The sequence below is a fragment of the Lentzea sp. NBRC 102530 genome (genome assembly GCF_030269365.1).
Lineage (GTDB): Bacteria > Actinomycetota > Actinomycetes > Mycobacteriales > Pseudonocardiaceae > Lentzea.
On record NZ_BSTF01000015.1, the window covers coordinates 40,582 to 63,259 of the forward strand.

The window sequence follows — 22,678 nt, forward strand, 5'->3', positions numbered from 1 at the left end:
GCGCCCATGCGGGTGCTGCTGGTGGAGGACGACGAGCCGATCGCGGAATCGCTCACGCGAGGGCTGTCCCGCTACGGGTTCGAGGTCCGGTGGGTGCGCACGGGCTCGGAAGCGCTGGCGGCGGAGGACTTCGCGCTGGTGCTCGTGGACCTCGGGCTGCCCGACGTGGACGGGCTCGACGTCTGCCGGGAGCTGCGGGCGCGCTCGGACGTGCCGATCATCGTCATCAGCGCGCGGTCCGACGAGGTGGACCGGGTGGTCGGGCTGGAGATCGGCGCCGACGACTACGTCACGAAACCGTTCGGGGTGCGGGAGGTCGTCGCCCGGATGCGCGCGGTGCTGCGGCGCGTGCAGCCGGCCGCGAAGGAGCCGGAGCAGCACGGGCGGGTGCGCATCGACCGGCGCGGGCGGCGGGTGCACCTCGACGGTGGCGAGGTCGAGCTGACGCCGAAGGAGTTCGACCTGCTCGCGTTCCTCGCCGAGGACCCCGGCGCGGTGTTCACCCGCGAGCAGATCATGGAGGCGGTGTGGGACGAGAACTGGTTCGGCCCCACCAAGACGCTCGACGTGCACGTCGGGGTGCTGCGCCGCAAGCTCGGTGACGCCGCGTCGCTGGAAACCGTGCGGGGCGTGGGTTTCCGGCTGGTGCTCACGTGATCAGGCAGCTCGCCTGGAGCTACCTGCTGCTGGTCGCGGTGGCGATCGCGGCGTTCACGGTGCCGGTGGCGTTCACGTTGAACCAGCAGCTCTACGGCGACGCGGAGAACACCGCGCGGCGCGAGGCCGACACCGCCGCGTTGCTGCTCGCCTCCGGCGACACGAGGTCGTTGAACGCGCTGGTGGACGCCTACGAACGCCAGACGCCCGGCCAGATCGACGTGCTCGAACCCCAGCCGGAGTCGACGGTCTGGGACTCCGAGGGCCTGAAGCTCACGGTTCCGGCGAAGACCCCGGACGGCACGGTGGTCGGCGCCATCCGGCTGTCCTATCCGGACGGTCCCATCACGCAGCGGCTCTGGCAGATCTGGGGTTTCCGGGCCGCGCTCGCCGTCGGGGTGCTCGTCTTGGCCGCGTTCCTGGGACTCTGGCTCGCGAAACGGGTCACCCGGCCGTTGCGGGAGCTCACCGCGATGGCGGGCAGGCTGCGCGACGGCGACCTGACCGCGCGGGCCGAGGAGACCGGGCCGCCCGAGACCCGCACGCTCGCCAGGACGTTGAACACGGCCACCGAGACGATCGGCACGCTGGTGGGCTCGCAGCGGGCGTTCATCGGCGACGCCTCGCACCAGCTCCGCACGCCGCTGACCGCGTTGCGGCTCTCGCTCGACAACGTGGCGGACGGCGTGGACGACCCGCTGGTGCGCGAGGACGTCGAGAGGGCGACGGCCGAGGTCGTGCGGATGTCCAGGCTGGTCAACGGGTTGCTCGCGCTGGCCCGCGCCGAGGCCGACGTCGCGCACCCCGAACCGGTGCAGGTGCTCGACGTGGTGGCGGAACGGTTCACCGCGTGGCGCGCGGCCGCCGACGAACGCTCGATCTCGTTGGTGAGCGAGGGCTTCGACATCCGCGTGCTGGCCACGCCCGGCCACCTCGAACAGGTGCTGGACAACGTGCTGTCCAACGCCCTGGAGGTCTCCCCCGACGGCGCCACGATCCTCGTCCGCACCACCCGGCCCGGCCTGGTGGAGGTGATCGACTCCGGCCCCGGCCTGCCCGAGGCCGACCGGGCGCGGGCGTGCGACAGGTTCTGGCGCGGCCAGGGCCTCACCGGCAGGGGCGGGTCCGGGCTCGGCCTCGCGATCGTGAAGCAGCTCGTCACCGACGACGGCGGGACCGTGACGCTGGAGGAGGCGTCCGGCGGCGGCCTGTGCGTGCGGATCAGACTTGCTCCGGCATCGCCGACGAGTGGTGGTTCACGATGAGCCACTTCCCGTCGATCTTCTCGTAGACGAACGTGTAGCGGGCGTCGACCGTGGTCGCCTTGCCGTCCTTGGTGAGCGCGAACCGGTAGGTGCCCGCGTCGATCGCGTCGTCGGCGTCGAGGACGGCGACGTGCGAGTCGACGATGCTGCCGCTCGGCTCGTTCAGCAGGAAGTGCTCGAAGTAGTCGACGATCTCGGCGCGGGTGGACCGCACCTGGTTCGAGACGGTCGGCAGCAGGACCGCGTTCGGAGCGTAGCGATCGGCCACTTTCTGGGGGTCACCCGTCGCGAGGGAAGCGTTCCAGTCGGCGAACAACGCCCTGATCTGGTCGGTCGTCGGCGCCTGCTCCGCACCGGCGCTGGTTTTTGCTGGGGCGCTGGAACATCCGACGAGCAGGGCGGCGGCTGCGGTGAGTGCGGCGGCTCCGACGAGGTGGTTGCGCATCGTGTCGTTCTCCCCGATCGAGTGGTTGTTGAGATCCACTTTCGGACCAGTCGGGGAAGCGCTCGGACAGGAGTAGCCCAGTACCGGGACAATCTTTCGGAAAGCCTGGTAAACGTGGACGTATGGGACTTCTCAGCGGGATGATGGGGAACGCTTCGAAGCTCGACCCGCGGGACGCCGCCAAGGAGTTCGGCCGGCTGCTCTCGCACGGCGAGCAGATCCACGCGGCGTACCAGCTGGTGCGCGACTCGTTCCTGTTCACCGACCGGCGGCTGATCCTGGTCGACAAGCAGGGCATGACGGGCAAGAAGGTCGAGTACCACTCGGTGCCGTACAAGGCGATCACGCAGTTCTCGGTGGAGACGGCCGGTCACTTCGACATGGACGCCGAGCTCAAGATCTGGGTCTCCAGCCACGACACGCCGATCTCCAAGCAGTTCGGCAAGGGCGTCGACGTCTACGAGGTGCAGGCGGTGCTGGCCGCGTTCGTCCGGTAGCGACGGACGACCGATCCCCCGCGGGCGAGCCCGAGGGGGATTTCGTTCGTGTGGTCCAGTGGCGCGTCTCGGAACGTTGGCGAGGTGATCCACGCCCAGCAGGGCGCCTCCCGGCACCGCCCCCACGCCCCCGTACCACCAGTACGAGGACGTGGGGGCGGCACGACGATGCACCCGTCTGACCGCGAATTCCCCCGGCAACGTTCCGAGCCACACCACTAGCGAGCCTGCAGCATCGGGCGGAACCTGTCGCGGTACGCCCACGCCAGACCGATCTCGGCGACGGTCACGAGCAGCCCCATCACGACACCGCTGGGCTCCAGGAAGACGTGGAACAGGAAGATGTTCACGACCATCGGGGCCAGCAGCGCGAGCGCCAGCGCGACGAAGCGGCCGGCGACCAGCAGCACACCGGCGACGACCTGGACGCCGGACGCGAGCTGCAGCAGGTAGCCGGTGGCGTGGAGGGCGGCGCTGAACGCGACCCCGGCGGGCGCCATCGTGCTCGGATCAGGGGCGGGCATGAAGTTCAGGAACCCGTTCAAGCCCGTCACGGTGAACAGCAGGCCGGTGAGCACGCGGGTCGCGATCGTGAGGTGGCGCGAGAACGCGGACTTGCGGGCGGCGGTCGCGGTGGTGGCGGGGGTGGTGATCGTGGCGGTCATGTCGGGTTCCTCCCGGGCTGTGTGGTGCCTTCACCGATGCGTCGAACGGGCACCACCCCGGATCGACACGACAGCCCAGAGAATCTTGAAGTTTCTCGTTCCCCTCAGTTCAGGAACGTGCCATCACTGCTTTTCCCGGCGACCGCGGTCAGACGCGGGCGCCTCGCACGATCTCGGCGACCGGGCTGAGCTTCAGCCAGTCCGGCAGCCCGCGCACCACCCACCGCGACCCGGTCAGTTCGATGGCGCCCGCCCGCACCGCGTCGAGCAGGTCGACCTCGCCCTCCCACATCCGGTAGAGCGTCGCGAGGTCGGACGCCAGCACGGCGTCGACCTCCAGCCCGGGGTCGGTGTAGCAGATGGAGGCGTCACCGGGTTCGACGACGAGCCAGAACGTGCGGCGCCGGTCGCTGATGCGGACCTCGATGTTCGCGCGCTTGTCCAGCGTCCCGGTGTCGACGCGGCCGTGCATCCACCACATCAGCACCTCGGGGTCGAGCTCGTCGGCGCGCGGGTCGCCGAACGCGTACCGGGCGCCCCAGTCGGCGAGCCCGAACACCAGCGGCCGCAGCGCCTGCCCGGCCGGCGTCAGCTCGTAGCCGTCGCCGGTGCGCCGCACCAGCTCGGCGTTCGCGAGCTGCCGCAACCGCCGCGACAGCAACGCGCGCGAGAGCCCCGGCAGGCCGCGGGAGATCTCGTTGAAGCGCGAGGCACCGACCAGCATGTCCCGCACGATCAGCAACGTCCACCGGTCGCCCAGCACCTCGACGGCGCGGACGATCGGGCAGTACTGCGCATAGGTCCTCACAGGAGGAGTCTCCGCCCGCGCAGGCGTTTCGTTACCGCCGTCCGGTTCACTTTCAGAACTACCCGCGGGGCTCGCGGCTTCTTACCTTCGTCCTATGACGACACTTGAGACACCAAGGGTGACCGGTACGTTCCCGACCGTCACCAGGGATGACGACGCGAAGTTCGTGGACGTGGCAGCCCGCATCGGCGCCATCGCCGCCCGGCACGCCTCCGAGCACGACCGCGACGCCACGTTCGTGAGCGAGGCCTACGAGGCCATGCGCGAGGAGGGCTACCTGGCGTTGGCCGTACCCGAGGAACTCGGCGGGCTCGGCGCCACCGCCCGCCAGGTCTGCTACGCGCAGGCCGAACTGGCCCGGCACGACGGCGCCACCGCCCTCGCCGTCACGATGCACCTGTACCTCACGCTGATGCAGGTGTACCGCAGACGCAAGGGCGCGCCGGACGCGGAGGGCGTGCTGCGGCGCGTGGCCGCGGAAGGCCTGGTCATCGCCACCAGCGGCGGTTCCGACTGGCTGTGGCCGACCACCACCGCGACGGCCGTGGACGGCGGGTTCCTGATCAACGGCCGCAAGGCGTTCTGCAGCCAGTCACCGCGCGCGAACGTGGTGGCCACGTCCGCCGTCCTCGGCGAGGAGGTGCTGCACTTCAGCGCACCGCTGAACGCCGACGGCGTGCGCATCGAGGAAACCTGGGACACCCTGGGCATGCGTGGTACGGCCAGCCACGACGTCGTGCTCGTGGACGTGTTCATCCCGGCCGACAAGATCGCGGCGCGACGTCCGTACGGTGAGTTCGGCGTCCCCCTGTTCGCGGCGATCGTCCACTTCGCCCCGATCTGCGGCGCGACCTACTACGGCATCGCGGCGGGCGCGCGGGACGTGGCCGTGAAGTCGACGTCGAAGAACGCCGTGCGCCAGATCGGCCTGATGGACTACAAACTGCGCACCGCGTGGTGGTCGCTGATGGGCTCGATCGAGGAACTCGGCACCGACTACACCGCCGACGCCGAGTCGACCGTCACCGTGATGCTCGCCAAGCGCCAGGCCGTCCTCGAAGCCGTCGAGGTCGTCGACCTCGCGATGGAGGTCCTGGGTGGACGGTCGTTCTTCAAGCGCTCGCCCCTCGAACGCGCCTACCGCGACGTCCGCGCCGGAACGTTCCACCCGCTCACCCCCGAGGCCACACTCGTGTACGCGGGCAAGGTGGCACAGGGTGACCCCGGAATCACGGAATAAGTTCAGGTTGTAGGCGCGCCAAGGGTTTGCGAGGATTCGGTCCCGTCTCTTCCGAAGGAGCGATTCCGGTGGCCACTCGCCTCAACCCGTACATCAGCTTCGACGGCCAGGCCCGCCAGGCGATGGAGTTCTACCACTCGATCTTCGGCGGCGAGCTGAAGATGAACACGTTCGGCGAGTTCGGCATGCAGGACACGCCGCAGGCCGACCAGATCATGCACGCACAGCTGGAAACCGAGCTGGGCTACACGATCATGGCGTCCGACACGCCCCCCGGCATGGACTACCAGCCAGGCGCCCGCATCACCATCTCGCTCTCCGGCGACGAGGAGGTGCTCCGCACCTACTTCACCAAACTCGCCGAGGGCGGCAAGGTCGGCACGCCGCTGGAGAAGCAGATGTGGGGCGACGAGTACGGCGACCTCGTCGACCAGTACGGCGTCAACTGGATGGTCAACCTGGGCGGTCTGGGCTGACACCCCCGGCGGGGCTGCGGGAGTAGCCCCGCCCGCCGCGCTGACGCATGATGTGGACCATGAGCGAGCGTCTGCGGGATGTGGTCGGCCAACTCGCGATCCAGCCGGACTCACGCGTGCTGGAGATCGGCTGCGGCCAGGGAGTGGCAGCCACCATGGTCTGCCAACTCCTCACCACGGGCACCTACACCGCGATCGACCGCTCCGTGAAGATGATCGAGGCCGCAACCCGCCGCAACGCCGTCTACGTGGCCTCGGGCAAGGCGGAGTTCCTCATCGCGTCGCTGGAGGACGCAAACCTGGGCGACCGCCACTTCGACGTGGTGTTCGCCGTGCGGGTGGGCCTGTTCCACCGCGACCCGGCCCGAGCCCACGCCCTGCTCGCACCCTGGCTGGCCCCCGGCGCCCACGTGCAGTCGTTCTTCGACGTGCCGGTCTAGACGACACCGGCACGCACGCACCCGCAGTCGCCAACGCAGCCCAGCCACCGCCTGAGCCAGGCGCACGCACCGACCCCGCTGGAACAGGAACCCGACGCCCCGGCTAGACCCGGCTGAACAGCTCCGTGATCAGCTTCTTCGACGGCTCCACCCCGGCAGGCGACACAACCGCGATCTGCGTCTTCCCCTTCCGCGCGACCACCGTGTGCTGAACGGTCTCCGCTCCCCCGGCCGACGCCTCATAAGCCTCGTCGAACAACCCTTCAACAACCTTGGCCTTCTCCGGCCGCCCCTCAGCGAACGAGGCCGCTGTCGCACCGGTGGTGAACCGCACCTCCACCGGCATCCCGGCCCCCACGTAGTTGCACGTGGTCACGGCCTTCTCCACGGTCTCCCGCTGCCCCTGCAACCGCAGGTTCAACGCCTTCCCCACCACCGACGAGTTGGCGTTGGCGCACGTGGGCCCAGTACCGGCCGGCTGCTCCACGGTCGTCTGAACAGCGGGCGCCTGGGTGGGGGCGGCCTCGGGCTCGGAGGTGCAACCGGCGAGCAGGACCGCGGCAGCGGCGAGAAGGGTGATGCGCACATCCCTTCATCGGGCCTGCCGCCGCCGCGTTACCCCACCGCGTCACCCGGCCTCACCCCCACCCGACCTGTCCGAGCACCTCCTCGACCCGCGCCTCCCAGTCCGCCTCCCGCACCGGCCCACCCAGCACGGCAACCGCCGCGAGCACCACCGTTCCTTCAACAGAGGCGGTCAAAGCGGGAACCTCGACGCCGGAGACGAAGGCAGTGCCCTGAGGCGCCGGGTGCGACGCCACCCCCGTCCACCCCCGCACGCCGACCAGCGAGGACGGCAGGTCGGTGGCCCACCCGGTGAGCTCGGCCTCGGTCCCGGGAGGCGCCCCCACCACCCGGTGCACACGCAACTCCTGGTCGTCCCACACAGCCGTGACACTCTCCACCCGCAACCCGGGCACCATCGGCTGATGAGCGTCGAACACCGGCCGGTGCCAGGACGCGGCCCAGTTGTCCCGTGCACCCAGCGGGTGAATCCGGCGCCGGACGCTCCGGACACCGTTGACGACCAAGGTGAGGTGGTTGTCGGCGACGTTGTGCTGCGCGGTCGGCCCGGTCGAGGTCGAGTAGGCGAACCGGCTGTAGAGCGGGTCGTCGTCCGTCGCGTACTCACCCTCGAACGGCCGGACGTGATCGCTGCCGTGGTTGTGCAGCCTGGTCACCCCGCCGTGGCGCTGGATCAGGAACCCCGGCCCCGGCAACGCGAGCGTGCGGTCCTCCTCGACCGCCTCCTCCACCGAGGTCCACAGTGGATGATCAGGACCTGCGAGCAGGCACACGAACGCCTTCGAAGCCCAGTACGGCGACGCCGGCCCGGAGTAGGGCTGGAGGCTGGCTTCGTGCGGGCCGTGCCACCCGAGGCTGAGCAGGCCGTCGGTCAGCGCCCCGCGGTCGAGGAAGTACCGCAGCGAGTTGCTGATCAGGTGCCGCGAGTGCCCGGGGCTCAGCGGCGTCTCACCGGTGACCGCCCCCAGCGCCACGGCCGACGCGGCGGCAAAGCGGTAGGTGAGCGACCGTCCGAAGTAGAGCGGTGCCCCGTCCGTCCCGAACAGCAGGGAGAAGCTCTCCAGATGATCACGCAGGTGGGTGGTGATCGGACGGCCGTCGAGGTGGGCGTCGAGCGCCGGGTAGAGGTGCAGGGCCCAGCCGTTGTAGTGGTCGAACGCGCGGCCGTCGCCGTCGGAGTACCAGCCGTCGCCGCGGTACCAGCCCTCCAGCAACTCCATCGCGCGCTGCTTCGCCCGGCGGGTCTCGTCGTCGCCGCGCCCGGCGTGTTCCAGGAACGACGCCACGGTGTACGGGAAGAAGTACCAGTTGTTGGCCGCCGGAACGTGCCGGAGCGCCCCGCGCAGCCACGCCTCGGCGCGGTCCTGGACGGGTTCGGGCAGCTTGTCCCACAGCCACGGCCTGGTGAGGCGCAGGCCCAGCGCGACGGACGCCGACTCGACCATGGGCTGGCCGACGTCGAAGATCGCGGGCCACCGCCCCGCCGTGCCCGCGGTGAGGCCGGCGGCGTAGCGGTCGAGGAGGTCGCCGGGGTCGTCGCCGTGCGCGGTGCGGAAAGCGGCGGCGAGGAACGTGCGGGCGTAGCCCTCCAGGCCGTCGGAACGGACGCCGCTGCGCGAGGGACGGCCCGGAAGGTCCAGGAACGCCTGGTCGGGGGACGCGTGCCGCCAGGCGGCGGCGAGCAGGCCGTCGGCGGCGGCCACCCAGTAGTCGCGGGTGAGACCGGTGAGGGGGCTGAGGGTGTGGTCGGGTTCTGGCAGCTGCACGCCACGCCTACCTTTCGCTCCGCTTGCTTCCTGCGACGCCACGCGACGCCTTTCCGTCATGCGATCCGCTCCCTGCGGTCCGCCGGCACCGCCCAGTCGGCTGCGCCACGCGACCCGTCCCCACCACCCGCCGACGACGTCACGCGATCCGTTCCCTGCGGTCCGCCGGCACGGGCGTCGCGAACTCCGCCCCCGCCACCCACCGCCGGACCTCCTGCACGGCGTGCCGCCCGAGCCGCCCCCACTCGTTGCCCTGCGACCCCGCCAGGTGCGGCGTGATCAGCACGGCGTCGTTGTGCCACAACGGGTGGTCGGCCGGCAGCACCTCCGGATCGGTCACGTCCAGCACGGCCCGGATCCGCCCGGCCTCCGCCACCAGCGCGTCCTGGTCCACCACCGCGCCGCGGGCCGTGTTGATCAGCACCGCGTCGTCCCGCATCAGCTTCAGCAACGAGCCGTTGACCAGCCCGACCGTCTCGGGCAGCAGCGGCGTGTGCACGCTGACCACGTCGCTGCGCGAGAACAACTCGCTGAGGCTCACGGACTCGGCACCGTCCACTCCGGTCACGAACGGGTCGTGCACCAGCACCTCGAAATCGTAGGGCGCCAGCAGCTCGATCACCCGGCGGCCGATCATCGACGCCGACACGATGCCCACCACCGCGCCGAAGTTGCCGACGGTCGGTGGCACCTCGTAGACCGCCATCCGCTTGGTCTCGCGGTACGCGCGGGCGCGTTCCAGCACGCGTTTGCCGGTCAGCAGGATCATCGCGACCGTGTACTCCGCCACCGGCAGGGCGTTGGCCTGGGCGGCCGACGACACCACGATGCCCCGGTCCCAGCAGGCGTCGGTGACGAAGCCGCGCACCGAGCCCGCCGTGTGCACGATCGCCCGCAGACGGGGCAACCTCGACAGCACCTCGGCGGTGATCGGCGGGCAACCCCAGCCCGTGACGAGCAGGTCCACGTCCGGGACGGAGGCGAAATCGCTGTGCACGCCCAAGAACTCGCAGGCGGACGACAGATCGGTGAGAACGGGCGTGAGGACGGCGGCGGAAGCCTCCGGCGACATCACGCCCGCGACCCTCACTTGACGGCTCCCGCGGTCATACCGGCCTTCCAGAACCGTTGCAGCAACATGAAAGCGAGGATCAGCGGCAGCACCGCGAAGAGAGATCCCATGATCACCACCGGGTAGTACTCGGGAGAGACAGTGGCCGAGCTGTTCCACTGGTAAAGACCTAGGCTGACCGGGTAGAGCTTCTGGTCGGACAGCATCACCATCGGCAGGAAGAAGTTGTTCCAGATCGTGGTGAGCTGGAACAGGAACAGGGTCACCACGCCGGGGCCGAGCATCCGCAGCGCGACCCTGAAGTACGTGGCGAGGTCACCCGCGCCGTCGATGCGCGCGGCCTCCAGCACCTCGCCGGGCACGTACCCCTGGGAGAACACACGGCCCAGGTAGACGCCGAACGGGTTGAACAGCGCCGGGATGAACACCGCCCAGAACGTGTTCACCAGGCCCGCCCCGGACGCCATCAGGTAGAGCGGCAGGGCCAGCACGGTCTGCGGCACCATGACGGCGGCCAGCACCAGACCGAACAGCTTCTCCTTGTGCCGGAAGGCGTACTTGTCGAACGCGTAGCCGGCGGCGATCGAGATGAACGCGCTCACCGCCGCGCCGACCACCGCGTACAGCAGGCTGTTGAGGTACCAGCGCGAGTACAGGCCCTTGTCCATCGCGAAGAGGTTCTTCACGTTCTCCACGAACGAGAAGTCGCCGAACAGCTCGCTGTTGAACAACGCGTCGACGTCCTTGGTGGCGGCGAGCACGAGCCACGTCACCGGCAGCAGGGTGTAGAGGACGGCGACGCCGACGACCACGTTCACCGTGGTCCGGCCGAGGAGGGTCATCAGACGGCCTTCCTGTTCGTCCAGCGGGTGACGCCGTAGGACAGCGCGACCGTGAAGGCCAGCAGGATCACGGACGCGGCCGCGGCGAGGCCGTAGTTGTTGCGGGTGAACGCGGCGTCGTAGATGTACATGCTCGGCGAGAACCGGGCGCTGATCATCGGCGTGGACTGGCTGAGCAGCACGGGTTCGGTGAACAACTGCAACGCCCAGATCAGCGTGAAGATGCCGACGGTCACGATGGCACCGCGCACCAGGGGAGTCTTGATCCGCAACGCCTGCTTGACCGGACCGGCACCGTCCACGACGGACGCTTCCAGCACCTCGCGCGGCACGGCCTGCAACGCCGCGTAGAAGATCACCATGTTGTAGCCGAGGTTGCTCCACAGCGCGATGTTCACGATCGACGGCAGGACGGTGTGGAGGCCGAGGAAGTTGATCTGGATGTCGGCCTGGGCGAACAGGTCGACGATCGGGCTGAGCCCCGGTGTGTACAGGTAGAGCCAGATCAACGCCGCGATGATGCCGGGAACGGCGTGCGGCAGGTACAGGCTCATCTGCGCCCAGCTGCGCAGCTTCGCGACGCCGGAGTCGAGCAGCAACGCCAGCGCCAGAGCGCCGACGACCATCAACGGGATGTAGAGCAGGCAGTACAGGACTACGGTGCCGAGGCCGTTCAGGAACGTCGGGTCGCTCAGCACCGCGCCGTAGCTGCGCAGGCCGACGAACACCGTGCTCTCCGGCCCGAACCCGAGACCGGGCTGGTCGGCGGCGAAGAAGCTGAGCCAGATCGCGGTGCCGGTCGGCACGAGGAAGACCGTGACCAGCAGCAGGAAGAACGGCGCCATCAGGACGGCGCAGGCGAGCTTGCCCCTCACCTCGCACCCTCCTCAGTGGACAGACCGAGTGCGCGCAGGTCCGGCATGGTGCCGGACTGGGCCTCGCGCACGGCGTCGATCACCGTGCCGGAACCGGCGCCGGCGCGCGCGAACCCGTCCTGCATGACCTTCTGCGTGGCGGTCATCCGCGGCCCCCACACCCAGCCGTCGCGGATCTTCTCCGTCTCCTGCGCGAAGAGCCGGTAGATGTCCTGGCCGCCGTAGTACTCGCCGGGGAACGCCTTCGCGCCCGCCTCGACGAGCCCGGGCGCGACCGGGAACTGGCTGCTGGTGCCGCTCTTCAACCGGGCCGTCAGCGCGTCCGGGTGCGTGCACTGCCACTCGATGAACTCCATCGCGGCCTCGGGCTGCCGGGAGTCCTTCGTGACGGCGAACGTCGACCCGCCGTGCGTGCCGACGACCTGCTCGTCCCAGATCGGCATGGGCGCGATCCTCCACTTGCCCTTCTGCGCCGGACGGGCCCGCATCTGCGCGCCCGCGTCCCACGCGCCGCTCAGCCGGGTGATCACCCGGTCCTGGCCGAGCTGGGCGTCGTGCTGCTTGCTGTCGGCGGCGTTGCGGAAGACCAGGTCCTCGTCGATCAGCCGCTGCCAGTAGGCCGCGACCTTCTGCGTCGGCTCGTCGGCCAGGGACACGCGCCACTTGCCGCCGGCCGTGTCGAACCACTGCGCGCCCGCCTGCCAGGCGTAGCAGGCGAACTGCATGCCGCCGTCGGTCGGGAAGATCGCGAGCCGCTGCGCGGCGTTGTGGGAGCGGACCGTCCGCGCCAGCGAGGCGAACTCGTCCCAGGTCGTCGGGATCTCGAAGCCGCCTGCCTGGAACAGGTCGGCCCGGTAGTGCAGGACCATCGGCTCGATGTCGAGGGGGACGCTGAACACGCGGTTGTCGAACGTCGTGAGCTTCAGCGCCTGGGGCAGGAGCTTCTGCTTCACGCGGTCGGTCACGAGGTCGGTGATGTCGCGGGCCACGCCGTCGATCGCGTACCCCGGGACCTGCGGGTACTCGATCGTGGCCACATCCGGTGCGTTGCCCGCGCGAGCCGCGTTGCTGAGCTTGGCGTACCCGCCCTGCCCACCGGAGGGGATCTGCTGGAAGACCACCCGGATGCGGTTCTGCGAGGAGTTGAACGCGTCGACGACCTGCTGGCTACCGCGCAGGGCCGACCAGAACGTGATCTCTACCGGGCCTCCGGCACCGCGGCGTTGCGGAGTGGAGCAGGCCGCCAACGGTGCCGTGAGACCTGCCGCGAGGAGGGTGCGACGACTCAGGCGCATGGATCGCATCCTGATCGTACGATCGGTTTGTCGTCAAGAAACGGTCAAACGCTCAGACGATGAGCGGATCTTCAACGACGGCAGCAGCTCGATCCGTTCAGGGGCGGTGACCTCGCCGTTCAGCTTCCTGAGCAGCAGCTCGGCGGCCACCCGGCCGACCTCGGTCTTGGGCGGCGCGACGGCGGTGAGCGGGATGCTGCCCAGGGACGCGACCACGTCGTCGTACGAGACGACCGAGCACCTCCGGGGCACGTCGATCCCCGCGTGCGTCAGCTGCTGGACCAGCATCAACGCGTCCTCGTCGCCGTGCAGCACGGCCGCCGTGGCCCGCCGCCGGCGCAGCACGTCGACCAGCCCGCCGTCCGGCGCGCTGCTGACCGTGACGGCGTCCTCCAGGCCCGCGGAGATCTCGTTGAACGCCCGGCGCAACACGCGCGCTGTCGGACTGTCGTCGCGTGCGGCCAGCACGATCCGACGATGCCCCAGGTCCGTCAGGTGCTTCACGGCGAGATACATGCCGTACCAGTGGTCCGAGCACACGGAGTTCATCGCTCTGAGGTGTCCGCTCGGGCGGCGTTCCATCAGGACGGTCGGCACGCCGGTGTCCGCGAGCCAGTCGTCCTCGGCCTCCTCCTCGAACGTCCGCCAGCGCGGCGCCATCAGCATGCCTTGCACCGGTTCGGTCAGCGCCTTCTCGACGATGGGTCGTTCGGCACCCCTGACCTGCGGCGCGATGTGCAGGACAACGCGCATGCCCGCCTCTTCGAGCCTGCGCCGTGCGCCGTTCATCGTCTCGTAGAGGTACGTGTGGCGTTCCGGCACGACGAGCGCGATGGACCCGTTCGTCGCCTGCACGGGCGCCGGCTGCGCGACCGGGGTGAGCGAGCGCGCGATGCCGTGGCCGCGGCGCAGCTTGCCGAGCCTCGCCAGCTCCTCGACGTCGCGGCGGATCGTGACGATCGAGACGTCGAGTTCCTCGGCCAGATCGCTCACCTTGACCGTGCCCCGCGACGCCGTGACGGCCAGGATCCGCTGCCGTCGCGCCTCGCTGGACTCCCGCATGACCGACCGCCTGTTCGTTTGAGCGTTTTGCGCGAGCATAACTGAAAGGGCTCTCAGCGACCCGCGACTAGCGTCACCCGCGAGGGGGACGAACGCAGATGAAGATCGTGATTCCAGGCGGAACGGGCCAGGTGGGCGGCGTGCTGACGCGCGCATTCAGGTCGGCGGGCCACGAGGTGGTGATCATCAGCCGCAGCGCGGGCGTGCGCTGGGACGGTCACACGCTCGGCCCGTGGGCAGCGGAACTCGACGGCGCCGACGTGGTGATCAACCTGGCCGGGCGCAGCGTGAGCTGCCGCTACAACGCCGAGAACCTGCGGCAGATGATGCGCTCGCGGGTCGACTCGGCCCGCGTCGTCGGCGAGGCCATCGCGAAGGCCGACAACCCGCCCGGCGTGTGGCTCCAGATGAGCACGGCGACGATCTACGCGCACCGCTTCGACGCGCCCAACGACGAGGCGACCGGCGTCCTCGGCGGCCGCGAACCGGACGTGCCGGGCTACTGGACGTACAGCGTCGAGATCGCCAAGCGCTGGGAGGCCGAACTCTTCGAGGCCGCCACGCCCGGCACGCGCAAGGTCGCGTTGCGGTCGGCGATGGTGATGAGCCCCGACCGGGGCGGCGTCTTCGACTACCTGTCGTGGCTCGCGCGGCTCGGCCTCGGCGGACCGCTCGCGGGCGGGCGGCAGTACGTGTCGTGGATCCACGACGACGACTTCGTGCGCGCCGTCGCGTTGCTGATCAGGGAACCGGTCGAGGGCGCCGTGAACCTCGCGGCACCCCACCCGTTGCCGCAGCGGGACTTCATGCGCGAACTCCGCCGGGCCTGGAAGGTGCCGGTCGGCCTGCCCGCGACGCGCCTGATGGCGTCGCTGGGCGCCTTCGCGCTGCGCAGCGACACCGAACTGCTGCTCAAGAGCCGCCGGGTCACCCCGGGCAGGCTGGTCGAGGCCGGCTTCGACTTCCACTTCCCGCACTGGCCGTCGGCGGCGCAGAATCTGGTGGAGCGCAGGAGGTGAGATGCCGAGGACCAACGACGTCGGCGGGCTCGACGGCTTCGGCCCGGTGGTGGAGGAACTGGACGAGCCGCCGTTCCACCACGACTGGGAGGCGCACGTCATGGCGATGAACCGCGCGCTGATCGGCCGGCGGATCTACAACCTCGACGAGTTCCGCGACGCCGTCGAACGCACGATGTCGCACGAGTCCTCGTACTACGAGAACTGGTTCCGCGCGATCCGGACGCTCCTGAAGGAGAAGGGCGTTGTCTGAGCGCTACCGCACCGGCGACCGCGTGCGGACGTCCACAGTGGACCCGGACCACCACACCCGCCTGCCGCACTACGCCCGCGGCCACGTGGGCACGGTCGTGGGCCACGACGGCGTCCACCCGCTCGCGGACCTGAGCGCGCAGGGGATCCAGCAGCGCCAGCAGGTCTACCTCGTGCGGTTCTGCGCGCGCGAACTCTTCGGCCACGGCGACCACAGCGTGACGCTGTCCCTCTGGGAGGACTACCTCAGCCATGAGTGACGACCACGACGACTCCCCGATCGCCGCCCAGGTCCGCGACCTGGAAGCACTGCTGGAGGCCAAGGGCCTGATCGACCCGCGCGAACTCGACCAGGTGCTGGAGGCGTTCGCCGCGAAGGCCTCCCCCGCCAACGGCTTCCGGGTCGTCGCCCGCGCCTGGGTCGACGAGGGTTTCCGGGAACGCCTGCTGGCGGGCGCCAACGACGCCCTGCCCGAACTGGGCCTGTCGATGGGCGGCGGCCTGCAACCGCAGGTCCTGCACGTCGTGGAGAACACCGAGGACGTGCACAACGTCATCGTGTGCACGCTGTGCAGCTGCTACCCGCTCTCGCTGCTCGGACCGTCGCCGACCTGGTACAAGAGCACCGCGTACCGGTCCGCGGTGGTCAGCCGGCCGCGCGAGGTGCTGGAGCAGTTCGGCTTCGACCTGCCGCAAGACACCCAGATCCGGGTGTGGGACGCGAACGCCGAGTCGCGGTACATGGTGCTGCCGCGCCGCCCGGACGGCACGGACGAGCTGACCGAAGCCGAACTCGCGGCACTGGTCACGCGCAACGGGCTGATCGGCACCGCTGCCGTCTGAGCGGAGAAGGGGCCGCCCCGAGTGGAGCGGCCCCTCATCTCAGTCTTCCGCAGGCATCGCCGCGTCGAGATCGTTCAACAAGGCCTGCACCGGCGGCCAGCTCATCAAGACGGTGTCCTCGTCCGGCGTGAATCCTGTCTCGAGCTGACGACGGGGATGGATGTAGTTGCGGAAGTCCCTTACCTGATCCATGAAGCTCTTGGCGTCCAACTGAATCAGCCCGCAGTCATGTGCGACCGTGATCAGCAGGTCGAGTCCGGCGCGTTTGGCAGCGATCTTTCGGCCATCCCTGCCGATGAATCCGTCGGTCGCGCACTCCGGATGACGTTCGATGAGAACTCCGTAGAGAAGACCTTCCACGAAGCTCCCAATCCCGAACAACGCCAGCAGGTGGGAGCCGACGGCATCCGCCTCCTGGCTTTGCCGGACTCGGTCCACGAGCAGCGTCACGAGCTGTTCGTCCGAGATCCACCGCCGCACCCGTTGTTCGACTTCGTCGAGGTGCAACACCACCTTGCTCGGACCTGCCTGCCCCACCTCCGCCATCACAGGGCGACCGGCCACGTACCGGATCTCCAGTTGTTCCGGCTCAAGAACTCGGTTCAGCTCAAGGCGAATGGCGTCTGCTGTAGACAGCCCGTCCTCGTACTCGATGGGATCGCTGAGCCGGCGCAGGAGACGCTCCACATCGTCGGAGTCACGCTCTGAAAGAGATTCGATCATCCAGCCCACCCGCGCCGAGTGATCGTACTCAGGCGCGTTCTTCCAGCCGGACGAGCGAAGCAGTGCCTCCAGCTCCCTACCCGTTCGTTCGTAGGGGCCGCCTTGATCAACCGCGATCCTGGCGACTCGCTCAATCGTCTTCTCGTCGAGTGGAAACATCAGGCCCCCTGCCCGTCCATCAGCTGCTGCGCACGGGTCAACGCCTCACCGAGGAGTTGCTCCATCTTGCTGGTCTTGCGTCCGAAACCCAGCTCCGCGACCGCCTGTTCGATGCGGGTGTCGCGATCAACCTGCAGTCGATCCGTGAGCAACCAGCAGCACAACTGGACGAGTTCCGCTCCGGTGTAGTGAACGATCTGCGGTCGCTTGGGTGGTGGCAGGAAGACAGGGCGCGGACCGCGTCGAGGTTTCTCGACCACAACGGTGGGACGGGGCGCCGATGAGGCACCGACCACTGCGACGCGGTCGGCGTCGATCATCGCCTTCTCCCAGCTCGCCACGATCGCTTCCAGCTGCGCGTCCGAGTCTCGGAACCAGTCGCTCGCCCACAACCGGTGAAACCGCCACCCGAGGCGCTCCAGGTGTTCCTGTCGCAACCTGTCTCGATCTCGCGCACTGGCCAGGCGGTGATAGGTGTCGCCGTCCGCCTCGACGGCGAGCACCATCCGGCCTGGCTGATCTCGGTGCCCGAGCGCGAAGTCGATCCGGTAGCCGGTGACACCCCACTGCGGCACGACCGGCACGCCCGCCCGCACCAGCGCGTCGTACACGCTGCGCTCGAACCCGTTCAGGTCACCTGCGCTTTGTTCACCAACGAGGTTGACGTCACCACCGTTGTCCGCCAATTCCATGAACTGCCGGAGGAGTTCCGAACCCTGATAGGTACCGCCCGGCGCGATGTCGTGTGGTGAGAAGGACGCCACGACCTGCATCCGTTTTCTGGACCTGGTCACAGCGACGTTGAGGCGACGCTCGCCGCCTTGGTGGTTCAACGCTCCGAACGAGCTCCGGGAAAGCTTGCCGTTGGCGCCCTTTGCGGCCCCCAGGCTGAAGATGATCACATCGCGCTCGTCGCCCTGCACGCTCTCGATGCTCTTCACGAAGAGTCGTCGACCTGTGCCCTGCATCCGGCCGGTGAACTCGGAGAGTTCCTCGTGGTCGGCGCCCGCTTTGCGCAAGGCCGCCTCGATGTGGTTCGCGTGCCCGACCCCCATCGTGATCACGCCCAGCGTGTCCTCCGGATGTGCCCGCACGTGGTCGAGCACCATCTCCACGACCGCGGCGATCTCCTCGGCGTTGGCGCCGTTCCTGCCCGGCGCGACCTGGCCTCCGACCTGACGCAACGACATGGGACTCACCGACTGGCAGCCTGGGAAGGTGACGAGCTTGCCTCCGTAGAAAGCCTTGTTGGAGAAGGTGATCAACCGCTCGTCAAGACTGCGGTAGTGCCACTCGAGCATCCAGCTGTTCGGCACGAAGGTGCTCAGGCAGGCCAGAATCGACTCGTAGTCACCGAGCTGTGCGACATCGGCGTCTTCCTCGTCGTCCTCGGATTCGGCTCCGCTCATCGCGCTGCGGAAGAACGTGCTCGGAGGAAGCTGCCGTTCGTCGCCGGCCACTACGAGCTGTTCACCGCGCATGATCGACGTCATGGCGTCGTGCGGCTCGACCTGACTCGCTTCGTCGAACACGACGATGTCGAACAGGCGCTCGGCCGGCAGCAGCCTGCTGACGACGATGGGCGACATCGCCCAGCACGGGCGGGCAGCCAGCAATACGTCTGGAGCCTTGGCGACGAGCTTCCGCATCGGCATGTGGCCGCGCTTGCGCTTCGCTTCAGCACGGACGACGTCGTTTTGTTCGGGGTGCGCGTCACGTGCGGCTCTGAGCCCTTCTGCCACGTTACGGCGCACCCGTTGCGCGTTGAGCACGAAGTGCTGGACATCGAGCTCGCGAAACTCTCCGACGACCTGCGCGTGCTGACGACCGGAGAACCTGCCGAGGTGCTGGATCTGAATGCGGTGCTCGTCGAGAAGCGAGCTGTACCAGGAGAAGCGGAACGCGTCACGCGCCTGCAGCGCATCGCAGTCTCGGCCCGCGAGCTCGACGAGGAACCGCGTGAGCCCGAGACCGACCAGGTGATCACGGAGTTCGTTCAGCCGGGGAACGCCGAAGAGCTGTTCTCTCTCAACAACGAGCTGCCTGACCGCCGTCGTCACCTCTTCCTCTGTCCAGGTCTCCGCCTCCTGCAGCTGAGCGCCCATCGCCACCGCCGCCAGTTGGTCACGAGCGCTCGCGATCTCCTCGACGATCTTGCTCAACCCCAGCACTTCCTGAGGTTGACCACCTCCTATCGCGTGGGTTCGCCACCTGTCACGCTGCACCGCCGCAGCACAGAGCTCGTCATGAAGCGTCTTCCTGTCGCACCGTCCAGCCTTGCGGACGAACGCAGCTTCCTTGCGCAGTTTCCGGCGCTGGAACCAGCCGATCGCACGTGGCTGCTGGGCGCGGAACCGCCGGTCACCGGTCGCGAAGCGGTAGTCGTCGAGGCTCGCGCCGAACACCTCGGGGTGGAACAGGGTCAGCGTCCGCTCGACTTCACGCAGCAGGCCCAGCACGGCCTGCCATCCCGGCAGGTCGGCAGGGCGCTGGAAACCGACCTGACCTACGAGTCGCTGCATCTGCTTCTGCGCCTCTGGCCACGTCCTCCTGTGGAGATCGTCCAACTCGACCACGAGGCGACGAACTTCGTCATCGCTCCGGATCTCCGAGTGCGACCACGCCGACTCACCGCGGTGAAAGGCGAGGCCACCGTTGTTGACGAATTCCATCAGCGCGTCTTCGACGCCGCGCACGACGTCACCGTGCAGGTCACGGAGCTGTGTTCCGTGAAAGCGGACGGGGTTGTCGCTGTTGGAGGGCAGCTCGAGCAAACGCTGATACAGGCCGAACGTGTGCTGCTCCCACGGCGCAAGGTTCTGGTGCATGGCCGCGCGGTGGTCGATCAGGTGACTCCGGCGATCACGCAGCCTGTCGTGCAACCCGTTGTCCGCGGCCGGAAGCTCTTTGCTGGCCCGGTCCAACGACTCGGCGACCTGTTGAGCCACCCGCTGCTTGTCCAGTCGTTGCTGGTGCAGGTCGAACACGAGATGGCCGAGATCCATGCTTTCCAGCCGACCTGTCACCGCTTCGATGGCGGCCCGCTTCTCAGCGACGAAGAGCACGCGCTTTCCCACGGCTGCCGCGCCGGCGATGATGTTGGCGATGGTCTGGCTCTTGCCGGTTCCCGGAGGCCCCTGGATGACGACGTGCTGGCCGGAAAGCACCGAGTTGATGGCCCGCTGCTGCGAAGAGTCCGCATCCAGCACGAGGAACTCCTCACGGGGAACAACAGCGTCCGGTTCGGTGAACGCGCCGGTTGCCGCGACCTGACGAAGTGCGTCTTTCGCCGGCTCCCAGCCCGCTGCGGCGGCGATGACGTCATGGGAGGCGAGAAGCTCCGAGGAATTCTTCAGCTCATCGACCATCGGCATTTTGTCGAAGCTGAACGTGCCCGCGAACGTCCTGTCCTCGAGCTGAGCGACACGACCGTGTTCAGCAACGAGTGCGTTCAGCTTCTCGAACACGGCGGCAGCACGATTACCGACGTCCTCGACTCCGTTGACGAGATCGTTGATCTCGTCGAGAACGCGTTCCACGTCAATGTCGATACCGTGCTGACGGTGCAGGGCGTAGAGGAGAACGGGGTTGACTTCCGGCTCGCCCAGCAGTTCGAGGGTGTAGTCGGTCTCGGCGGCAGTTCGCGGTGTGATCACGACCTGCTGGAGGACGAGCGGGGCGCGCAACGCCTTGACCGGCGCGGTTCCCTTCGTCTTCGTCGGCTGAAGGCAGAACAATCCGTGAGCGAGCCTGCCCACGTCGACGCCTTGTTCCTCCTGGAAGGTCAGCATCCTTCGGCGCAGGTTGCGCGCCCGCGTGCACGCTATGGCGTGCGCTTCCGCCTCAGGCACCAACGCGGCGAGCCGGATCTTCTTCTTGTCCAGAAGCTGACCCAGAACCTCATCGGAGGAAGCGGTCAGATCAAGCCCCCACGTCTTGCTGTCGACGTGGTACAGCAGCCCATTCCTCGGGCCGAAATCAATCAGGGCATCCGCCCACGATTCAGCCTTCGCACGTACGAGTTCCAGCCTCGCGCGTTCGTTGTGCGACAACGCGATCCCCGTCCTTCACATGCTCAACAATCAGCGCGAACGCCGAGCTTCCAGAGCATCTGGCCAGCCGCCCAGTCTGCCGAACAGCCAGGAGGAGCGGAATACTTTTAGTCCAAATGTTTGTGGACAAAATAAGGACAGCACTTCCACGTACAACACATCAGGGCCTTGACTCTGAGTGAGTCAAGGCCCTGATGTGATTTTCCAGAACTCCGCGTTCTCCGTTAGAGATTCGCCATGATCCCGTCGATCGCCTTGCCGAGCTGCGCGTACTTCTGCGTGTACAGCACCGGGAACACGCCGGGCGGGTCGGCCGGGCGGCCGGCGTCCACGTAGTCGGTGCCCAGGTTGCAGAACACGACCACGATGTAGTTGCGCTTGTCCTTGCCGCGGAACGACTTCACGATGCCCGCGTCGGAGCCGGTGGTGTCGACCCAGCCGGTCTTGTGCGCGAACGTCACCTCGGCGGCGTCGTTGCACGGGCGGACGTCGCGGTCGTAGACGGCGTCGCCGACGGTCACGGTGCCGTCCGGCTTGATCCAGCGGGCCGGCACCTGCTGCGGGATGCCCTGCGTCGGGTAGTCGCGGCCGCACCAGTTCGGGGTCGACAGCATCTCGTTGTGGCCCTGGCCCGCCAGGGTGTCCTGGAAGAACTTCCGGGACGTGGACGAGAGCTCGTGGCGGGTGACCTGCTTGCCCTTGTCGGTGGTCCACAGGACGCCCGCGCCGCCGTTGACCAGCAGCAGGAGCTTGGCGGTGTCGAGGCCGCTCATGTTCGAGCCGATCCAGCGGCCGCCGTTGCCGGGGATCGTGCCGGTGACCATCAGGGTCGGCATGCCGAGGTCGACGAACGTCTGGTTGACGGCGTCCCACGCGTTGAGGTCGTGGATCAGCTTGATCAGCGCGCAGGTGGACTCGTTCTGCGACTTGGTGATCATCTCGTCGAAGTGCTGGCGGATCTTCTTCACCGACGGGCCGCCGCACGCCTCGCGCACCGGGTTCGGGGCGTAGGTGTAGTCGGCGTCGAGGTCGAGCTTGCCCTGGTCGGCGAGGCGCAGCACGCCGAAGCCGACCATCAGCTTCAGCACGGACGCCGGGTACGGCGAGGAGAAGTCGATGGGAGCGTTCTCCCGGCCGGGCAGCACGTCGACGGTCCCCTTGCCGCCGTTGACGTCCCACTCGGTGTCGTCCCACCAGCGGTAGCGGACCTGGTCGGTGGACAGGCCCTTGCGGTCCACCGGCACGACCACGCCGTCCGGGTGCTGCGGGCTGAGCAGCACGTTCGCCACGGCCTTGGGGCGGCCGAACGCGTCGAGCTCGAAGATCGCCGCGTCCATGTTCGGCGTCTGGTGCAACGGCTTGCCCGCCGCCAGCGTCCGGACCTGCGCCCGGTTCATCAGCTCGGCGGGCGAGGCGTCGTACTTCTCCCGCTTGCCCGCGGACCGCGCGGACGCGGCCAGGTCGGGCGGGGTCAGGTCGATGACGTCCTTGAAGTTCTGCGCGACGATCGCCTCGCGCAGGCGGTCGGCCAGCGGCCGGTGATCGGTTCCGGCGTGGGCCGCCGGTGCCAGAGCCGCGCTCGTCAACGAGAGCACGGTGATGAACGCAGCGAAACGCTTGCGGTTCATTCACTCCCCCAG

Annotated in this window: 23 protein-coding genes; 10 read left to right on the forward strand and 13 right to left on the reverse strand. The window is 68.5% G+C overall.

What is annotated here, in order from left to right; genetic code table 11:
* Positions 1–6 precede the first annotated feature (6 nt).
* Positions 7–657, forward strand: a complete 651-nt coding sequence (locus QSK25_RS33260) for a response regulator transcription factor (protein ID WP_285644205.1) — start codon at positions 7–9, stop codon at positions 655–657.
* Positions 654–1,922: a sensor histidine kinase gene (locus QSK25_RS33265; RefSeq protein WP_285644206.1), complete on the forward strand. Its 1,269-nt coding sequence runs from the start codon at positions 654–656 to the stop codon at positions 1,920–1,922. Before QSK25_RS33260 ends, QSK25_RS33265 begins: the two co-directional genes overlap by 4 nt.
* Here QSK25_RS33265 and QSK25_RS33270 read toward each other — a convergent pair.
* Complete coding sequence (locus tag QSK25_RS33270; protein ID WP_285644207.1) at positions 1,879–2,406, reverse strand: SgcJ/EcaC family oxidoreductase; 528 nt, start codon at positions 2,404–2,406, stop codon at positions 1,879–1,881. The genes QSK25_RS33265 and QSK25_RS33270 overlap by 44 nt on opposite strands.
* Before the next feature lie 83 nt (positions 2,407–2,489).
* On the opposite strand from QSK25_RS33270, the gene QSK25_RS33275 reads away from it, so the two are divergent.
* Positions 2,490–2,864: a PH domain-containing protein gene (locus QSK25_RS33275; RefSeq protein ID WP_285644208.1), complete on the forward strand. Its 375-nt coding sequence runs from the start codon at positions 2,490–2,492 to the stop codon at positions 2,862–2,864.
* Between the two features lie 218 nt (positions 2,865–3,082).
* Here QSK25_RS33275 and QSK25_RS33280 read toward each other — a convergent pair whose 3' ends face one another.
* Both QSK25_RS33280 and QSK25_RS33285 read right to left on the reverse strand, forming a co-directional pair.
* Entirely contained in the window at positions 3,083–3,529 is a 447-nt protein-coding gene (locus tag QSK25_RS33280) for a hypothetical protein (protein ID WP_285644209.1), read from the reverse strand.
* A 148-nt stretch (positions 3,530–3,677) separates the two neighbouring features.
* On the reverse strand, positions 3,678–4,337 hold the full coding sequence (locus QSK25_RS33285; RefSeq protein WP_285644210.1) for a winged helix-turn-helix transcriptional regulator: 660 nt from the start codon (positions 4,335–4,337) through the stop codon (positions 3,678–3,680).
* Between the two features lie 94 nt (positions 4,338–4,431).
* On the opposite strand from QSK25_RS33285, the gene QSK25_RS33290 reads away from it, so the two are divergent.
* From QSK25_RS33290 to QSK25_RS33300, 3 genes are all read left to right on the forward strand, one after another.
* Positions 4,432–5,577: an acyl-CoA dehydrogenase family protein gene (locus QSK25_RS33290; protein WP_285644211.1), complete on the forward strand. Its 1,146-nt coding sequence runs from the start codon at positions 4,432–4,434 to the stop codon at positions 5,575–5,577.
* A 68-nt stretch (positions 5,578–5,645) separates the two neighbouring features.
* Entirely contained in the window at positions 5,646–6,053 is a 408-nt protein-coding gene (locus QSK25_RS33295; RefSeq protein WP_285644212.1) for a VOC family protein, read from the forward strand.
* A 59-nt stretch (positions 6,054–6,112) separates the two neighbouring features.
* Entirely contained in the window at positions 6,113–6,493 is a 381-nt protein-coding gene (locus tag QSK25_RS33300) for a class I SAM-dependent methyltransferase (protein ID WP_285644213.1), read from the forward strand.
* A 103-nt stretch (positions 6,494–6,596) separates the two neighbouring features.
* Here the strand turns inward: QSK25_RS33300 and QSK25_RS33305 are convergent, their stop codons facing one another.
* From QSK25_RS33305 to QSK25_RS33335, 7 genes are all read right to left on the reverse strand, one after another.
* Positions 6,597–7,079 (reverse strand): hypothetical protein, encoded by a 483-nt coding sequence (locus QSK25_RS33305; protein ID WP_285644214.1) that lies wholly within the window; start codon positions 7,077–7,079, stop codon positions 6,597–6,599.
* A 52-nt stretch (positions 7,080–7,131) separates the two neighbouring features.
* Complete coding sequence (locus QSK25_RS33310; RefSeq protein WP_285644215.1) at positions 7,132–8,844, reverse strand: DUF2264 domain-containing protein; 1,713 nt, start codon at positions 8,842–8,844, stop codon at positions 7,132–7,134.
* 139 nt (positions 8,845–8,983) lie between these two features.
* Positions 8,984–9,934 carry a hydroxyacid dehydrogenase gene (locus QSK25_RS33315; protein WP_285644217.1) on the reverse strand — a complete coding sequence of 317 codons (951 nt, stop codon included), beginning with the start codon at positions 9,932–9,934 and terminating at the stop codon, positions 8,984–8,986.
* Positions 9,931–10,758: a carbohydrate ABC transporter permease gene (locus QSK25_RS33320; RefSeq protein WP_285644218.1), complete on the reverse strand. Its 828-nt coding sequence runs from the start codon at positions 10,756–10,758 to the stop codon at positions 9,931–9,933. The genes QSK25_RS33315 and QSK25_RS33320 overlap by 4 nt, the downstream gene beginning before the upstream one ends.
* A complete protein-coding gene (locus QSK25_RS33325; RefSeq protein WP_285644219.1) occupies positions 10,758–11,633 on the reverse strand; it encodes a carbohydrate ABC transporter permease in 876 nt (291 codons plus the stop codon). Before QSK25_RS33325 ends, QSK25_RS33320 begins: the two co-directional genes overlap by 1 nt.
* Positions 11,630–12,928 carry an ABC transporter substrate-binding protein gene (locus tag QSK25_RS33330; RefSeq protein ID WP_285644220.1) on the reverse strand — a complete coding sequence of 433 codons (1,299 nt, stop codon included), beginning with the start codon at positions 12,926–12,928 and terminating at the stop codon, positions 11,630–11,632. The genes QSK25_RS33325 and QSK25_RS33330 overlap by 4 nt, the downstream gene beginning before the upstream one ends.
* A gap of 33 nt (positions 12,929–12,961) precedes the next feature.
* Positions 12,962–13,990 carry a substrate-binding domain-containing protein gene (locus tag QSK25_RS33335; protein ID WP_285644222.1) on the reverse strand — a complete coding sequence of 343 codons (1,029 nt, stop codon included), beginning with the start codon at positions 13,988–13,990 and terminating at the stop codon, positions 12,962–12,964.
* A 98-nt stretch (positions 13,991–14,088) separates the two neighbouring features.
* On the opposite strand from QSK25_RS33335, the gene QSK25_RS33340 reads away from it, so the two are divergent.
* From QSK25_RS33340 to QSK25_RS33355, 4 genes are read left to right on the forward strand one after another with little or no spacing between them, the layout of a single operon-like run.
* Entirely contained in the window at positions 14,089–15,009 is a 921-nt protein-coding gene (locus QSK25_RS33340; protein ID WP_285644224.1) for an epimerase, read from the forward strand.
* A gap of 1 nt (position 15,010) precedes the next feature.
* Positions 15,011–15,262: an SH3-like domain-containing protein gene (locus QSK25_RS33345; protein WP_285644225.1), complete on the forward strand. Its 252-nt coding sequence runs from the start codon at positions 15,011–15,013 to the stop codon at positions 15,260–15,262.
* Positions 15,255–15,521: an SH3-like domain-containing protein gene (locus QSK25_RS33350; RefSeq protein WP_285644226.1), complete on the forward strand. Its 267-nt coding sequence runs from the start codon at positions 15,255–15,257 to the stop codon at positions 15,519–15,521. Before QSK25_RS33345 ends, QSK25_RS33350 begins: the two co-directional genes overlap by 8 nt.
* Positions 15,514–16,104, forward strand: a complete 591-nt coding sequence (locus QSK25_RS33355) for a nitrile hydratase subunit alpha (protein WP_285644228.1) — start codon at positions 15,514–15,516, stop codon at positions 16,102–16,104. The genes QSK25_RS33350 and QSK25_RS33355 overlap by 8 nt, the downstream gene beginning before the upstream one ends.
* Before the next feature lie 39 nt (positions 16,105–16,143).
* On the opposite strand, the gene QSK25_RS33360 is transcribed toward QSK25_RS33355, so the two are convergent.
* From QSK25_RS33360 to QSK25_RS33370, 3 genes are all read right to left on the reverse strand, one after another.
* The gene (locus QSK25_RS33360; protein WP_285644230.1) at positions 16,144–16,986 is read right to left on the reverse strand and encodes a hypothetical protein; all 843 of its coding nucleotides are present in this window, start codon (positions 16,984–16,986) and stop codon (positions 16,144–16,146) included.
* Positions 16,986–21,038 carry a PDDEXK-like endonuclease domain-containing protein gene (locus tag QSK25_RS33365; RefSeq protein ID WP_285644231.1) on the reverse strand — a complete coding sequence of 1,351 codons (4,053 nt, stop codon included), beginning with the start codon at positions 21,036–21,038 and terminating at the stop codon, positions 16,986–16,988. Before QSK25_RS33365 ends, QSK25_RS33360 begins: the two co-directional genes overlap by 1 nt.
* A gap of 224 nt (positions 21,039–21,262) precedes the next feature.
* Positions 21,263–22,666, reverse strand: a complete 1,404-nt coding sequence (locus tag QSK25_RS33370; protein WP_285644232.1) for a serine hydrolase — start codon at positions 22,664–22,666, stop codon at positions 21,263–21,265.
* Positions 22,667–22,678: the final 12 nt, after the last annotated feature.